Source organism: Paenarthrobacter sp. 2TAF44 (genome assembly GCF_052114885.1).
Classification (GTDB): Bacteria; Actinomycetota; Actinomycetes; order Actinomycetales; family Micrococcaceae; genus Arthrobacter.
This window is the reverse complement of the sequence record NZ_JBFRFP010000001.1, coordinates 481921-498259: the sequence shown is the minus strand read 5'-3', so window position 1 is coordinate 498259 and position 16339 is coordinate 481921. Positions and strand designations below refer to the sequence as shown.

Annotated in this window: 13 protein-coding genes; 7 read left to right on the top strand and 6 right to left on the bottom strand. The window is 62.6% G+C overall.

The features are described from left to right. The 7 genes from AB4Z15_RS02155 to AB4Z15_RS02125 all read left to right on the top strand — a co-directional run bounded on the left by AB4Z15_RS02155 (window position 1) and on the right by AB4Z15_RS02125 (window position 8858). Entirely contained in the window at window positions 1-1458 is a 1458-nt protein-coding gene (locus AB4Z15_RS02155; RefSeq protein WP_442015845.1) for an aldehyde dehydrogenase family protein, read from the top strand. 105 nt (window positions 1459-1563) lie between these two features. Further along, window positions 1564-3234, top strand: coding sequence for a flavin-containing monooxygenase (locus tag AB4Z15_RS02150; protein ID WP_442015844.1), 1671 nt, complete (start codon window positions 1564-1566; stop codon window positions 3232-3234). Next, entirely contained in the window at window positions 3231-3602 is a 372-nt protein-coding gene (locus AB4Z15_RS02145; RefSeq protein WP_431114846.1) for a hotdog fold domain-containing protein, read from the top strand. The genes AB4Z15_RS02150 and AB4Z15_RS02145 overlap by 4 nt, the downstream gene beginning before the upstream one ends. 5 nt (window positions 3603-3607) lie before the next feature. Further along, entirely contained in the window at window positions 3608-4906 is a 1299-nt protein-coding gene (locus AB4Z15_RS02140) for an NAD(P)/FAD-dependent oxidoreductase (protein WP_442015843.1), read from the top strand. Between the two features lie 76 nt (window positions 4907-4982). Then, window positions 4983-5678: a hypothetical protein gene (locus AB4Z15_RS02135; RefSeq protein WP_442015842.1), complete on the top strand. Its 696-nt coding sequence runs from the start codon at window positions 4983-4985 to the stop codon at window positions 5676-5678. Between the two features lie 39 nt (window positions 5679-5717). Further along, the gene (locus AB4Z15_RS02130) at window positions 5718-7076 is read left to right on the top strand and encodes a flavin monoamine oxidase family protein (protein WP_442015841.1); all 1359 of its coding nucleotides are present in this window, start codon (window positions 5718-5720) and stop codon (window positions 7074-7076) included. 288 nt (window positions 7077-7364) lie between these two features. Then, complete coding sequence (locus tag AB4Z15_RS02125) at window positions 7365-8858, top strand: MFS transporter (RefSeq protein ID WP_442015840.1); 1494 nt, start codon at window positions 7365-7367, stop codon at window positions 8856-8858. Between the two features lie 111 nt (window positions 8859-8969). Here AB4Z15_RS02125 and AB4Z15_RS02120 read toward each other — a convergent pair whose 3' ends face one another. The 6 genes from AB4Z15_RS02120 to AB4Z15_RS02095 form a co-directional block, all read right to left on the bottom strand. Then, complete coding sequence (locus tag AB4Z15_RS02120; RefSeq protein WP_442015839.1) at window positions 8970-11090, bottom strand: 3-hydroxyacyl-CoA dehydrogenase NAD-binding domain-containing protein; 2121 nt, start codon at window positions 11088-11090, stop codon at window positions 8970-8972. Then, on the bottom strand, window positions 11087-12694 hold the full coding sequence (locus AB4Z15_RS02115; RefSeq protein WP_442015838.1) for a long-chain-fatty-acid--CoA ligase: 1608 nt from the start codon (window positions 12692-12694) through the stop codon (window positions 11087-11089). The genes AB4Z15_RS02120 and AB4Z15_RS02115 overlap by 4 nt, the downstream gene beginning before the upstream one ends. A gap of 38 nt (window positions 12695-12732) precedes the next feature. Then, complete coding sequence (locus AB4Z15_RS02110) at window positions 12733-13929, bottom strand: acetyl-CoA C-acyltransferase (protein ID WP_442015837.1); 1197 nt, start codon at window positions 13927-13929, stop codon at window positions 12733-12735. Window positions 13930-13998: 69 nt separating this feature from the next. Continuing rightward, window positions 13999-15252 carry an acyl-CoA dehydrogenase family protein gene (locus AB4Z15_RS02105; protein WP_442015836.1) on the bottom strand — a complete coding sequence of 418 codons (1254 nt, stop codon included), beginning with the start codon at window positions 15250-15252 and terminating at the stop codon, window positions 13999-14001. 113 nt (window positions 15253-15365) lie between these two features. Further along, window positions 15366-16058: a TetR/AcrR family transcriptional regulator gene (locus AB4Z15_RS02100; RefSeq protein ID WP_442015835.1), complete on the bottom strand. Its 693-nt coding sequence runs from the start codon at window positions 16056-16058 to the stop codon at window positions 15366-15368. Between the two features lie 94 nt (window positions 16059-16152). Continuing rightward, complete coding sequence (locus AB4Z15_RS02095; RefSeq protein ID WP_442015834.1) at window positions 16153-16311, bottom strand: hypothetical protein; 159 nt, start codon at window positions 16309-16311, stop codon at window positions 16153-16155. Window positions 16312-16339: the final 28 nt, after the last annotated feature.

The window sequence follows — 16339 nt, the reverse complement described above, 5'->3', positions numbered from 1 at the left end:
ATGACGAACACGCAACTGCCGCTGCCAATCAATTACATCGCGGACGAATGGTCTGAGTGCCTGCTTGTCCCGGACGCCTGGAATCTCGACCCCAACACGGGGCAACCCATCCACCGCGCCGTCACCACCGGCCCGGACGACGTGGAGCGCGCCCTGCGGCATGCCGAGCGGTCGTACCGTGTGGAGCACTGGGATGACGCAGCGAAAGAGGAACGCGCGGCTGTCATCGAGCGTGCTGCCGCGATAATCCAAACCCGAATTGAAGACATCGCCCGAACCGATGCCCTCACCAGCGGGGTCCCGATCGCCATGGCGCGGAGGATTGCGGAGTTCCTCCCATACAGGATGCGCTCGGCTGCCGCAGAACTTCGGGTCCTCCCGCGCCGTAAGGCCCTTGCGGCAGGCGGCCGCGACGTGCGGCTGTACAAAGTCCCGTGGGGCCCGGCGGCGATCCTCACTCCATGGAACGGCCCTAGTTTCATCCCCGCGGCGAAGACGGTGAGCGCCTTGGCTGCCGGTTGCCCGGTCATTCTCAAACCATCGGAACATGCACCAAGCAGCGCTCAAATTATCGTCGAGTGCTTCATCCAGGCCGGGTTGCCCAACGGAGCGCTGCAGCTCGTCCACGGCGCCGGGGACGTGGGCGCGGTCATCACCGGTGATAACCGTGTGAAGATCGTCGCGTTTACCGGCGGCACGAACGCTGGTCGCGCCATTGCCCGTGCGGCCGCGGAGGACTTCAAGGTGCTTCAGCTGGAGCTCGGCGGCAACAACCCTGCACTGGTGCTGGACGACGCCGACATCGACGTGGCCGCCGACGGGATCCTGGAAGGGATGACCAAGCTTAACGGCCAGTGGTGCGAGGGTCCCGGAAAGGTGTTGGCCCACAAGAAGCTCGTAGAACCGCTCGTGGACGCCTTGATCGATCGCATCTCCCGCATCAAGATCGGACACTCGCTCGACGAAAATACGCAACTGGGACCCATCTCGAACGCTCCGCATTTCGCCACGCTGCGGAGCCGGATCGAAGGGCTGCGCTCCCACGGCGCGACTATCCATCAGCCAGCACCACTCCCAGCCTTCGAAGGGTTCTTCCTTTCCCCCACCGTCGCTTCGGGAGTCGACGCGGCCGTCGCGACCGCCGAGCTGTTCGGGCCGCTCGTCAGCGTCCACTCCGTTGAGTCCAATGAGGAAGCACTGCGCGCGGCCAACGCCAATCCGTCGGGCCTCGACGCCTATGTATTCGGTAGTGATCTGGAGCGCGCCATCGACATCGGATCCCGGGTGCTGTCGGGCGAGGTGCGCGTGAACGGTGCCAAGATCGCCGATCTGGGGGAGGATTCGGCCCAGAGCTTTTGGGGCACTTCCGGAATCGGCGGCCACGCCCCCGGCGAGTCTATCCGAGTGTTCTGCGGGGATCGCGTGGTCGGCGTTGATTCGCCGGACCTCCCTATCTAACGGCTAAAACTACCTGACCAACACCCCTTGACTGTGATACAGGCCACTGGTCTACTTGTACTAGATCATTTGATTCAGTCAACTGATCAAGAGATGAAAGCGGCAATGCCAATGAATATCCCCTCCACTTCAGACACCGAGATTTTCGATGTCATCGGCGTCGGGGCCGGCTTCTCCGGCCTCTACCTAGCCCACCGACTTACCACCGGCGGATGGACCTTTGCAGGTTTCGAGGCCGGACCCAGCGTCGGCGGTACCTGGTTCTGGAACACCTATCCCGGTGCCCGATGCGACGTCGAGAGCATTTACTACTCGTACTCGTTCGATAAGGCGCTCCAGCAGGAATGGACCTGGAGCCAGCGATTCGCGCCCCAGGCCGAGATCCTCAGCTACATCAATCACGTCGCCGACCGGTTCGACCTGCGCAAGCACTTTACGTTCAACACCCGCGTGGTTGGCGCGAGGTGGAATGCAACTGACCGGCTATGGAAAGTGCAGCTGGACAACGGCGAAACGCGCTGCAGCCGCTACCTGGTCTCGGGCGCCGGGGGGCTTTCTACGCCCAAAGACTTCGATGTGCCAGGCCTCCAAAATTTTGAGGGGTTACAAGTATCCACCAGCCGGTGGAACATCGAACTGCACGAGCTCGCCGGCAAACGCGTCGCCGTGATCGGAACCGGATCTTCGGGCGTGCAAGCCATCCCACTGATCGCCGAGGTTGCGGAGCATGTGACGGTGTTCCAGCGAACCCCCAACTACGTGATGCCAGCACGCAACACCGAGCTCACTCCAGAGCAGGTGGACTCCATCAAGGGTGACTACCATGCGATTCGAGAGGAGTGCAGGCACTCCCTCGGTGGCATCCCCGATCGTCCCACGCCCGACAAAGCATTCGACGTATCGGCTGAAGAGCGCCAGCGTCGCTACGAGCTGGCCTACGAGCGCAGTGGTTTCAACGGGGTGGGGGCGGAGTTCGCCGACTTACTCACCGACGTCGAAGCGAACAAGACCGCGTCGGAATTTATCCACGACAAAATCCGGGAGATCGTCAAAGACCCGGCAACCGCCGAACTGCTGGTGCCCAAGTACCACCCTCTGGGCGCCAAACGAAGCTGCTTCGGAACTGACTACTACGAGACCTTCAACCGTCCCAACGTGTCTTTGGTGTCGCTGCGCGACGAACCGATCGAGACGACGACTGCCAACGCGATCGTCACCTCGAAGAGGGCGTACGAGGCGGATATCGTGGTGCTCGCCATCGGATTCGACGCATTCACCGGCCCACTGTACGGGCTCAACCTCACCGGCGCGTCCGGCCGGAAGCTGCAGGACGCCTGGCGCGATGGCGTCCGTACCTACCTGGGAATCATGGCTGCGGACCTTCCCAACTTCTTCATGGTGGCGGGCCCGCAGAGCCCGGCACTCGCCAGCAACGTGGTCATGACCATCGAGCAGGCGGTGGACTGGATCGCGGATCTCATGGAGTACGCCCGTGATTCCGGTGCTTCGGTCATAGAAGCCACTGTCGAGGGGCAGAACGACTGGGTGGACATTTCGGAGGAGACCGTCACCGGAACCCTCTACGCCACCACCGATTCCTGGTACCGCGGCTCCAACGTTGCGGGCAAGCCCAACACCTTTTTGGGCTACCTGGGTGGGGTCGGCAAATACCGGCGGATGTGCGCCGAGATCGCCAGGCGCGGCTATCCCGGCGTCGAGATTGACGGCGAGGCAAGGGTGCGTCACCTCGGCCGCATTCACCAGGAGATCTCATGAGCAAGGCAGTCCACCGGCGCTACGTTGCTTTCTCCGACGCGCACTATGCGGGCAATTTGGTCGACGGCGCCTTCGCGCTGAAGCTCTTCGGTGACGTCGGCACGAATCTCTCCATCGAGCAGGACGGCCACGAGGGCCTGTTCGCTGGCTACTCGTCCGTCGAGTTCCTCGCCGCCGTCCGCGGTGGCGATGTGGTCGAGGCGGAGGCCAAGTTGGTGAAGAAGGGCAACCGCAGCAGGACGGTTGACTTCGAACTACGCGTGATCTGCCGCGCGTCCGACGACACCGGCCGATCCCAAGTCCTGACACCGCCCTTGATAGCCGTGCGGGCACGTGGCACCGCCGTAATCCCTTCAGCCCGAAAGTAGAAACAATGAAACTAATTCACGAAACCGGCTGGGCGGAGCCGCCCAGCACTGCCGAGCAGCACCTGACCGGTGACATCGATTGCGAGGTCGTCGTGATCGGCGGCGGCGGGGGCGGCATGTCAGCCGCACTCCGCCTGGCCGAGAAGGGCGTCGACGTCGTGCTCCTCGAGGGACAGACCCTGGGCTGGGGTGCCAGTTCCCGCAACGCTGGCTACATTACGAACTCGATCGCCGCCGATCCCGAGATGCTGGGCCTCATGCTCAAGCCCGAGCGGCTGCGCAATCTCTACCAGTTCGCCGAGAACGCGGTGCACTTCGCCACGGACGCCATCGGCCATCACGGGATCGACTGCGGCTACCAGCAGGAAGGAATCGTGATGGCTGCAGTGTCCAAGGGGCAGCTGCGGCACGCGCGCCGCAACGCGAAGGTGATGGCCGACGCCGGCTCGTCTGCCAAATTTGTCGAGGGTCGCGAGGCGGGCCTTCCGGAAGGCTTCTTGGGCGGAGTGCGCGAGGGCGTCGGTGGCACACTCAACCCTGGCGAGTTCACCCTGGGCCTGCGGGCCGCGACGATCGCCTCCGGTGTGCGCGTCTACGAGCACACCCCCGCCCTCGATCTCACCGACACTTGCGGCGAGGTCAGGGTAAAAACACCGAGCGGAAGGGTTCGGGCCCGCAAAGCGCTGTTGACCACCAATGCCTATAGCGCTGACCTTTCCAGCGCGCCGAGGAACCTCGCGACCCCCGTGTGGACCTCACTGGTCGAGACTGAACCTGTCGCCCCCGAGCGCCTCGATGACATCGGCTGGACCAGCCGGGCCCCGATGGTCACTCTGCACATGATCCTGGAGAGCTACCGCGTCACTCCACGGGGCACCATCGTGTTCGGTACCCGTCGTTTACAGACGGGACGGAACCCGTTGCCTCACCGCACTCCCGCACCAAACGTGGCCGACGACCTCGTCCGCGGATTCCGCGAGCGGTTTCCAGGCCTGAGAGACATCAAACCGCAGAAAGCCTGGGGTGGCTGGATCGGGATGAGCTCGACGTGGCTCCCCGTTGTTGGCGAAGCGTCAGACAACGTCCTGTACTCGCTCGCCTGCAACGGCCACGGGTTCGCCCAGGCACAGTACGTGGGTCATCTGCTGGCGGACCGGATCAGCGGTGCGCCACTGCATGAGGACCTGGCCGCCATCTGGCACGGACGAAAAGGCTTCTCGCCCAGCTTGGTTGGCGGCGCGGTGCTGCACGCGGCTTGGCTTGCGGACCGCGCCTCCGACCGCCTGGCTGCCCTCACAAAATGACCATTCATCCCCGACCGACTGCTCGGCTTCTTTGCCGGCCAGCCGACCGGCCGAAGTCACCTTTCAAGGAGAAATCATGTCTATCACAGAACTATTTTTCGCGGTCGCGGACATCTGGATGGTCGCCGTGGGATTCACCTACGGGATCAAGTTCATCCGGAACTATAAGAATTATCTGCTGGGCATCGAGTGGATCGTCGTCGCCACATCGGGCACAAACTTCCTGATCTATGGCCTCATCAAAGCTGGCCATGACAGCCCGATGTACGCCTTCGCGTACTTCCTCGACGCCTTCTCCCGGTCCACCGGCATCACGCTAATCCTGATCCTCGGACTGCTGAAGGTCACCCACCGGTACAAGCCGTCAGTGGTGGTGGACGTCGGTGCCTTTGCCCTCGCCGCGGTGGCGGGTTTCCTCCTCAGCCAGTTCGCCGAGGAGATCGGCACTCCGGGCAAGATCTTCTACATCGTCGTCAACGTGCTCACTACGATCTTCCTGATTTTCTTCGTCAAACGCCTATGGGATATCAATGAGCGCGGGCATGCCGTGTTGGCCGCCGTTGCCACCGCGTGCGGATTCGCCATTGCCTCGATTTACGACTTCGTTCCCATTCCGGGTGACGACGCGGAGCACACGATCTTCTACATCTTGGCGCTTTCCTCATGGGGCTTGCAGATGTTCGCGTACTACCGCGCCTACCGGGCCTACGACGCGTACAACAAGCGCACTGAGGACCCGGCGATCAGCGGCAGTGCTGCTGTTACGGCTTGATACGCGCATCCCCTTAAGCAAACTTAGTCAGGAGTTGTGATGACATCGCTGGAATTGCAGGAAACGACCACTGGGGTGGTCGTCATCGGCGCCGGGATGGCAGGGCTGATTGCCGCGACCACGTTGTCGCCGGAAACCAACGTGGTAGTGCTCGAGTCCAGTGATCGCGCGGGCGGACGAGTCGAGACAGTCAGGCAAGGTGACTACTGGATCAATGTCGGCACCCAGTTCACTGAGGGCACGGGTACGCTCATCGACGCACTCCACAGGCATGGCATCAAGATGGGCTCACTCGCGGGCAAGAGCATAGCGCTGTACCTCAACGGCACGCTGGTCGACACGTCGAATCCCGTAGCACTCATGTTCGGTACACGGATGACAATGGTGGACCGTCTCGGCATGGCCATCGTGGGTGCACGCATCCTCTCCGTCATGCCGTTCCTTGAGTCGAAGAGCCGTCTTGCACAACGGGTGCGTGCGAAACTCGACACCAGGCTCGGGTCTTATCTACTTAAAGGAGTCCGGTCGGAACTGGTACACGCCCTCGTTCGGTCCTGGTCTGCGCAGTGGATGGGATGCGAGGTTGAGGAGACGGCAGCCACCCAGTTTGTCACGTCGGTGGGGCTTACCCTGGCCGACCCGGAGAAGATCCCAAACTTCTCGCTACCGGTAGGTGGCAACCAGACGTTGACGGATGTTCTGGTGGAGGATCTTGGTGACCGTATCCGGCTGAACTCGGCAGTGCAATCGGTGAGGCAGGACGGAGACGGTGTAGTGGTTGACTACCACGACGATGGCCGTCCGGCACGGCTGCGCGCCAAGCGAGCGATCCTGACGGCGCCCGGCGATGTCGCCGCCCAGATCATCCCGAACCTCCCTCAGCAGCACCGGATCGCCTTCAACGACATCACGTACGGCCGCTACGTGGTGGTCGGATTCTTCACCGACGAAGTCGGACCCCAACGCTGGGACGACTACTTCGCCGTTTCGTCGCCGCAGCTTGCATTCCAAGCGATGTTCAACCACGCAGCGGCGATGCGAAGCGATGGCACTCGAAAGTCGGGAGGAGCGCTGGCCTGCTTCGCCGGAGGCGCCAAGGCCGACGCGCTGTTCGATTTGCCCGACGAAGAGATCGTGTCGCTATTTACGAAGGACCTGTTAGCCATCTTCCCCGAGCTGGAGGGAAAACTGGGCGAGGGGATCGTGCGGCGGCACCGCCGGGTGGTGCCCTTCTGGGCTCCCGGGCGGAGGAACTCTCTTGCCACATTGCGTGATCCGCTCGGAACCATCCATTTCGCAGGCGACTATCAGCTCGACCTGCCGTCCCTTGCTGACGCTGCCACGTCGGGCGAGCGAGCGGCAAGGGCGGTATTGGCGAGCCTGAACGGTCAGCGCTAGAGGAGGCCCACGCCGCCCTTGCTAGTACTCAGGCCCGGGATTCAACGCGGATCCCGGGCCTGCGTGCATTTAAGGACTCATCAACCCACGCATAGACCCGGATTTGGTCGCTTAACCAAGTCAAAGGTCTTGATCACATGACCAAGATCACATAGTCTATGAGATGAATCACAACCAGTCGGTGAACCGAGCAGGATCTTGTACCTGCGCCCCCGATGATTCCCCCCCAAAAAAATGATTACCCCGCGCCGGTTTTCCTGGCGCTGGTCTGACAGCAAGGAATCAGGCATGACAGAAATAAATGACATGACCCGCCTCGGTCGGGAGCTAAATGCTCGTCCCAGCCCCCGCAAGGCACCGCTCATCGGAGTTGGGGCTTTGCTGGTCACGCTGACCAACGCGGTTATCTTCGTCCTGCCGCCGCTACTGCCAATCATCCAGGCGCAGTACGGCCTCGCCACAGTTTCGGAGACGACCTGGCTGTACACCGCCCTCACACTGGCCGGGGGAGCGGGCTTCATTCTGCTGCCACGCGTCGCTGACGTGTACGGCGACCGTAAAGCGTCCGTGATTGCATCGGCTGTCCTCATGCTCGGCGCTCTGGTCTCTGCCCTGGGTGACTCATACGGGGCGCTGCTGGTCGGCTGCGCCCTCATGGGATTCGGAGGAGCAGCCCAACTTCTGCCTCTTGGGTTCCTTCGCCGCAACCTGGCCGAGAACGGCATCACCGTGGGTGTCGCCGTTCTGGTCATCGCTACCGGAATCGGCATCGTCGTCGGCATGATCGGTGGCGGCTTGGTCGTTGAGTTTCTGTCGTTGCGCAGCCTCTTCTGGATCCTTTCGGCTGCATTCGCCGCGTCCACTCTGGTGTCATACGTCGTCATCCCGCGGACCCCGCCTGCCGAGCCTTCAGGCCGCATCGGTGCACTTGGGACGATCTGGATGGTGGCCTGGGTGGCAGCGATCCTGTTGGCACTGACCCAGGGACTGGTGTGGGGCAACGCAGCGCTTATCCCACTGGTCGCCGGTCTCGTTGGTGGCGTCGCATGGGTGCGCGTGGAACGACGGTCGAAATCAGCCGTCTTCGACGTCGCCCTGCTGAAGTCTCCGTTCGTCACCGCCGCGTGCGTTTGCATCGCCCTGTTCGCATCTGTCAACGCAGCGTTTCTGTTGCTGCTAAGCACCTACAGCCAGGTCCTCCCGGAGGCTCTCGCCCCAGCAGATGCCTACGGACTGGGTCTCAATGCCCTGCAGACGGGCCTGCTCATGCTGCCCTTCGCAGGGATGTTTTTGGTGGGCAGCGTCGTTGCTGACCGTCCGGTCTCCCGGGGCAAGGGCGGGACCGCACTGATGGTGGGTGCGGCGATCTGTGCAGCGGGGCTCGCCTGGATGGCTGTGGCCCACGATCAGCAGTGGCACTACCTCGTGGGCGCTGCCTTGATGGGATTCGGCTGCAGTATCGGCTATGCCGCCGGCTTCACCATGGTCCAGCTCGCAGCGCCGGAAGAGAAGGCCGGGATGGCAGCAGGAGTGGCGGGGACAGCGATGGCTGTGGGATTCGCCATTGGTACCGCACTGGTCTCGGGTGTCCTCAGCGCAACGGTCGTTCAGGTTCCAGGGACGGACATTGTGGTTGCCACGGAGGACTTGTACGGCACTGGTTATTGGATCGCCGGCGTCCTCGCTGCCCTGGTGCTGCTCACCGTTTTGGTCTCCCGAGCTCGTACGGCCCGCCGAAACCGGCAATCCAAACCGGTCCAGCCGGTCGTATCACCGAAGTAAAGGATCCGGCACACAGGTTCCGTTGCCAACAACATGGGAAAGCGGTCCCGGGCTAGCACTAGCCCGGGACCGCTTTCTCTTTGCGCTTGGGAAGGACGTAGGTCCGTAGACCTAACCGTGGAAGTTTCTGCCATTTACCCTTGTTGAGGCGCCTGTCCTGTCGAGGTAGGGGGTGATGCCGCCTAGGTGCAAGGGCCAGCCAGCGCCCAGAATCATGCAGAGGTCAATGTCCTCCGGACCGGCCACAACGCCTTCTTCCAGCATCAGGCGGATCTCCTGGGCGAGGGCGTCCTGCACGCGCACCAGCAGTTCGTTGGACGTGATGGACGCGCTTCCGAAGCGAAGCAGTTCGAGGGTGGAGGAGGAGATGGTTCTTGTTCCATCCGCGGCGTCGGTCCAGATGGAAGGGACCTCGTTTCGGATCAGGTGCTGCAGGTTGGCCGAGATGCGGAAGCGCGTGCCGAAGGCGGCGTGCAGGGACTCCGTGACGTGTTGCGCCACCGGAATCCCGACCAGAGCCAGCAGGTCAAAGGGGGACATGGGCAACCCCATGGGCCGCAGTGCGTCATCAGCTACCTCGGCGGGCGTGCCGTCGTCGAACGCGGTGATGACCTCACCCATCAGGCGCAAGAGGATGCGGTTGACCACGAAGGCCGTCGAATCCTGTACCAGAACCGGGGTCTTTCTCAGGCGTTGGGCCAGATCAAACGCTGTGGCCAGAACCTCGTCGCCTGTCTTTGGGGTTCTTACGATCTCTAGCAGCGGCATGGCGGCGACGGGATTGAAGAAGTGGAAGCCTATAACCCGTTCAGGGTGGCGCAGTTCAGCCGCCATGTCGGCCACGGACAGCGAGGAGGTGTTGGTGGCCAGGATGCATGCGGGCGATACAACGGCTTCCACCTCGGCGAGGACTTCTTTCTTGACGGACAGTTGCTCGAAGACCGCCTCGATAACGAAGTCTGCGTCTGCGAAAGCCGCCGTTGATGCTGTGCCGGACACCAAGGCTTTTGTGCGGCTGGCCGCTTCTTCGGTGATGCGCCGCTTGGCCAGTTGTGTATCCACCGCTGCGTGTACGTGTGCCACGCCCTTGTCAGCCCGAACCTGGTCGACGTCCTTCATGACGACTGGTACCTGCAGCCGGTGGGCGAAGAGCAGGGCGAGCTGGCTCGCCATCAGACCGGCCCCCACAATGCCGACTTTCGTCACCGAACGGGGGGATGAACCATCCGGCGCGCCCGCGGGATGTTTGGAACGCCGCTGGACGAGATCGAGGAAGGCGTAGACGGAGTCCTTGAACTCCGGGGTCTGCATGAGTTCCGCCAAGGTTGCTGCCTCAATCTTCGCGGATTCGTGCTGGGTGAGATGCCGGCCTCTCTCCATCAGGTCCAGCACCTTGCCTGGAGCCGGAGCGGCATAGGCCGTCCTGGCATCCACGAAGCTTCGGCCTCGTGCGACAGCGGCGTCCCAGTCGGTGTTGGTGAAGGCGGCGTTACCGGCGCGTCGGCTCTTTACCGTGTTGATTGCGTCGGGATGGTTGGTGATGATCTTGGCCGCCCAGACCAAGGAATCCTCGAGGAAGGCTGCTTGGCTGAAATGGGTGTCGGCGATGCCAAGGTTGAAGGCTTCGGGGCCGTCGAGTGCCTTGTTGTTGTTCAGCGGGTTTTCGATCATGATCTTAACCGCGTTGGTGGGCCCTATAAGGCGTGGCAGTCGGTAAACCCCGCCCCAGCCCGGCACCAGGCCGATGAATGCTTCCGGCAGGGAGATGCCCGACGCTGCTTCGGAGACGGTGCGGTAATCCGTCGCGAGGGCGAGTTCGAGGCCGCCGCCCATGGCGGTTCCATCGATGAAGGCGAAGGTAGGTAGGGGGAAGGATGCCAACGCCGCGTAGACTTCGTGGCCAAGTTCCGCCATCTTGTGTCCCATGGCTGGGTCCTTCAGGTTTCTCAACACTGAAAGGTCAGCCCCTGCCGCGAAGCAGCCGGGCTTGCCGGTAATACCGACGGCTGTAATTTCGCCGGAATCGGCCCGTTCCCGGAGCTTCTCAAGCAGGTTCCCCAGCGCGACCAAGGATCTTGGCCCCAGCGTTGTTGGTTTGCGGTCGATCCCGTTGTCTAAGGTGATCAGGGCGAAGGTCCCTGCTTCAGGGAGGGGGATTTCGCTCAGGTGGGGGTGGGTGGTGGTCTCGTAAGGGATGGCTTGGACCAGGTCCTGGTATTCGGTGTAGCTCATGTTGTTGTTGCCCTTTCTGGAATCACACCAGCGGCGGGGGAGTTGTCTGCATACTGGGCGGCGAGTTCCCGTTTGAGGATCTTGCCGCTGGGGCCAAGAGGCAGTTCGGTTATGAGTTCGATAACCCGGGGGTACTTGTAGGCGGCCAACCGCGCCTTGGCAAAGGTGATCAATTCTTCGGCCGTGATGGTGCTGTCAGGCGTTGGAACGATTGCGGCCGCTATTTCCTGTCCTTGGATCTCATGGGGAACACCGAAGACAGCAGCACTGACGACGTTTGGGTGCTGGCTAAGGATCTCTTCAACTTCGCGTGGGTACACGTTGTAGCCGTTGCGGATGATCATGTCCTTCGTGCGATCCATGATCCGCAGGTAGCCGTCGTCGTCCTTGATGCCGAGGTCTCCGGTGCGGAACCAGCCTTCCACCACCGCTTCTGCGGTAGCGTCGGGTCGGTTCAGGTAACCCTTGAAAAGATTGTGCCCCCGGACTACGAGTTCCCCGAGCTCGCCTCGGGGCAAGATCTCGATGCTCTCGGTGATCTCTGGACGGGCGATCTCAATTTCCACACCCCAGATGGGGGTGCCGATGGTTCCTGGTCTAGGACTTACGCCGACGTGGTTGAAGCTGGCCACAGGGGACGTTTCGGTCAGGCCGTAGCCTTCGTAAATGTCAGCACCGAAGGATTCGCGGAATTTTTCGAGTACCGCGACCGGGAGCGAGGAGCCGCCGGAGATCCCGTACCGCAGCCCGTCAGGGCGGGCTGGATTAGCCTTGGCGGCCTCCAGCAGAGCAACATACATCGTCGGTACGCCGAAGAAGACCGTGATCTTGTGTTTGTGCACCAGTTCCAAGGCAGCGGCCCCGGTGAATCTGGGACACATGACGATGGTGGCGCCGGCGCGCAGGCCGGCGTTGAGCACGCAGGTCTGGCCGAAAGTGTGGAACAGCGGCAGGCCGCCGAACACCCTATCGCCGGGTCTGAGATCGAAGGTGTCGGTCAGCAGTACATTTACCTGTTCCATCAGGGAGAAATGCGTGCCGAGGGCACCTTTGGGTTTCCCTGTGGTCCCGGACGTATAGAGGATGGTCGCGCTGTCTTGTGGCTTGCGCGGGACATAGCCATGAATCGGGGAGGCGGCCGCGGCTTCGGATTCCAGCCGGGCCGGACCATCAGTAGTTTCAGGGGCCATCACGGTCAGCACGTCGACCTCGGCCGCTGCGGCGCCCGGGGCGCCCTCTCCCATCAGCGGCGCAGCACAGATCAGCAGTCTGGCCCCGCTGTCTCGGAGTGCGTACTCAATTTCGCGGGCCTTCAGCAGTGCATGGACAGGGACCACGACTCCTCCGAGGGCCAGGACCGCGTAGTACGCGCGGGCGAAGTCGGCCACGTTGGGGATGAGCAGCGCAACGGGGTCTCCAGGTCCTACGCCGCGGGCGCGCAGGGCCCCCGCGTAAGACCGGGTTTGTTCCCAGAGCTGCCCGTAGCTGGTTTCTTCGTCTCCGACGATGAGGGCGATCGCCTCAGGGCGGCGGGCGGCGGACTCGGCCAGTATGGCCGCGACGGAGATCGTGCCGAAGCCGTCATTGGCTGGCGTGTTTGTCATATTGCTTGTCCTTGGTTGATGAGGGGGAGCGCCGTTGGTTATGCCTTGAGAATCAGGGCGTCGCCTTGTCCGCCGCCGCCGCATAGGCCGACGACGCCTGTGCCGCCGCCGAGACGCTTCAGTGCCAGCGCCTGGTGGAGGACCAGCCGGGCACCGGAGGCGCCGACGGGATGTCCGAGCGCGATGGCCCCGCCCTCGGTGTTGATGCGGTCTGTGCTGATCCCCAGGTCCCTGGCGGATTGGATGATCACGGCCGCGAAGGCTTCATTGATTTCAATAAAGTCCAGGTCCTCTGCGGCAAGTCCTTCACGCTTGAGGGCGTGTTCGATGGCCCGCGAGGGCTGGGAGTGCAGGGAGGCATCGGGGCCGGCCGTCTGTCCGTGGGCCCCGATCTCCGCTATCCACTCCAGGCCGGCAGCTTGGGCGGCGGCCTTGCTGGCAATGATCACCGCTGCGGCCCCATCGGAGAGAGGAGACGAGGAACCGGCCGTAATGGTTGCTTCCTCGCGTGTCGAGAAGGCCGGTTTGAGCTGGGACAGTAGTTCCGCCGTCGTTCCTGGCCGGACGCTCTCATCGGAATCCAGTACCAGAGCTGGGCCTTTCCGTTGCGGGATCTCAAGTGGTGCGATTTCCTCAGAAAGAATGCCGGCCTGGCGGGCTGCTTCGGCACGCTGGTGAGAGCGTGCGGCGACCTCGTCCTGTTCTTGACGGCTGATGCCGCGGGTGGTGTTTCCGCTGTCCGTGGCGGTGCCCATCAGTTCACCGCTGAAAGGATCCTGGAGTCCGTCATGGTTCAGGGAGTCCACCATAGGCGTGTCTCCGATGGTGACGCCCGCCCGGAGGCCCTTAACCAGGTGTGGGGCGTTGGTCATGGATTCCTGACCAGCCGCCACGACAAAATCGGCTTCACCGGCCCGAATCATCCGGGCCGCGTCGATCACGGCGGTCAGACCGGAGAGGCAGAGCTTGTTGACCGTCACGGTGGGCACATCCCAACCGATACCAGCGGCCAGGCTCGCCTGCCTTGCCGGGCCTTGACCTGCACCGGCCTGGATGACCTGCCCTACGATGACTGCTTCGATATGCTGGGCGGCGACGCCGGAGCGTTCCAGCGCGGCGCGGATGGCGTGCGCGCCCAGTTCGCTGGCGGAGAGGGAGGCGAGGCCGCCTCGGAAACGGCCGAACGGGGTGCGGGCGCCGCCGAGGATTACGGGAACATGAGCGTCTGTGGTCATTACGTTACCTTTGAGTGGGGTTTGACAGGGGGGTGGAATGGAATCTGTGCGCCGTGCAGCGTGAGTCGCTCAGGCGAACGCTGAGATCCCGGTGATGGAGCGCCCGATGATCAGGGCCTGCATTGTTTCGGTACCTTCGTAGGTGTGAATTGCCTCGACGTCGGCCATGTGTCGGGCAATACGGTTGGCCAGCAGTATGCCGTTGCCGCCGAGGAGATCCCGGGCGTTGGCGGCAATGGTACGGGCGGTCCGTGTGCAGGTGAACTTGGCCAGCGAGGCCTGGCTGGGAGTTAGCTGGCCGGCTTCGTCCAAGCGCGTCATTTGCATCACCATCAGTTGGATGGTCACCAGTTCGCTCTGCATTCTTGCCAGGCGTTCCTGGATGATCTGGGATGCGGCAAGGGGGCGCCCGAATTGTTTGCGCTGGGCCGCGTATTGCACGGCGGTTTCATAACACGCGGTCGCGTGTCCGACAGCAGACCAACCCACTCCGACTCGCGTTGCCAGCAGTACCTTGGCCGTGTCTTTGAAACTCCGTGCCAAGGGCAGAACGTTCGCGGTTGGGACGAAGACGTTCTCCAATCGGATGTGAGCCTGCCAGATCGCACGCAGTGCCAGCTTGCCCTGAATGGTGCTGGCAGTGTACCCAGGGGAGTCCTGCGGGACCAGGAAGCCGTGTACCTGGCCATCGTCTGCCCGCGCCCACACCACGGTTACTCCGCCGATTGAACCGTTGCCGATCCACTTCTTCTCACCGTTGAGGACGAAGCCGCCCGGGACAGGCGTCGCGGTGGTTTCCAGTCCCACCGAATCTGAACCGTGCGCCGGTTCGGTCAGCGCGAACGCGCCGTACTCCTCGCCGCGGGCCAGTGTCGGCAGCCAGCGCTGCTTCTGTTCGGGGGAGCCGCAATAGGCTATCGAGCGCAGAGCCAACCCTCCCTGCACGCCGACAACGGTGCCGATGGATCCGTCGCCGCGGCTGAGTTCCATGGTTACCAATCCTGCGGCCATCCTGCTCATGGGTTCGAAGCCATCAGCGTCGATGCCGTCCCGCAGCAGATCCAGGTCCCCAAGACGCTTGATCAGATGCAACGGGTAGTCCGCCCGATCCCAGTAATCGCTGATGATCGGCAGGATCTCTTCCTTGGCGAACGTCCTGGCGCGGTCCCGAAAGGCCTGGTCCTCGGCGCTGACGTTACCGAAGATCCGGGCCGGATCTGTCTCAACCTCGCCCGTCAGCACGTAGTCGGGTTCGTGGGTTCTTGCCGAAAGACTTTCCGCTAAGCGGGGATCCGTTGCGGCCGGTATTGACTGCGTCGTCATTGTGGGAATCCTCAGATCAACTTGGGCGTGCCCGCGCCTCCAGAGGTGCGGGTCTATTTCAGGTCCATAATGAGTTGAAACTCAGTGCCATGTCAAGAGACCCCGTTCCATACTCAGGGGATCGCACGGTTTATCGCCTCGAGAATGTCCTGCTTGTTTGCGCCCGATTCAAAGACTGTGACAATGACGGCAGGCTGCCGATCCCCATCTGAGCCGGATCCGTAAAGCTCGCGGCGAAACGTCTCGGCCAATGCTGCAAGTTCGCCCTTGAGCCTGCTTCTCAATTCGACGGCGGGTACGGCATCCGGGGCCCGTAACCACTGGCGTAGGAACGCGTTGTGGACCGCCACCATCGCAGCAGCAACGGCAATCGCGCCGTAGTCCCGCCGCGCATTCTCCGGAAGCGCGGCTTGGAGATGCAGGCGGAAGGCCCGCTCGTAACTGTGGGAAGTGACCAGCTCGCGGTCCCGCAATGCGGGCACCTGCTGGAGCAGCTGATATCTGGCCAGGGCTGTTCTTCGGTGATGCAAATGGTGGTCGAAAACCATGGCCGCGGCATCGGCTACAGCCTGCAGCGGATCGCCGGTGCTGAACGTCAAATGATCGTTGAGCTGCCGGAGAATGCGGTCATGGTCGGCGAAAACCATACCCTCCTTGGATCCGTACTTCCGGAAGAACGTACTACGGCTGATGCCTGCCGCATCCGCCAGTTCCTCCACGGAGGTGGCCTCATAGCCCTGCTGGATCAGTAGATCAAGTACTGCGGCAACAGCCATGGACGGGTCAGTGGGGGAAACGTTCGGCATGCCCGTGAATCTAACACGTCCACAGTTGATTGGCGGTTCGCGACGGTGTGGTTGCCATGGTTGGAAACCTGCTGCCGGCCCTGCCCGGGGCAGCTTAATTGCTTGGGGCTGAAGTGTGCCGGGCGGCGTCCGGCGAGCAGGCGAAGAACTGCGGCTGCTCAACCGCTGCGATTGGAACAACAAGCCACCGGCCGCCATAGAACTCGACGTAAGAGTCGGAGGGGCACCGCGCGTAGGCTTCTTCCCGAGTCATATCTTCCCTCTCAATCGGAGATGAACTG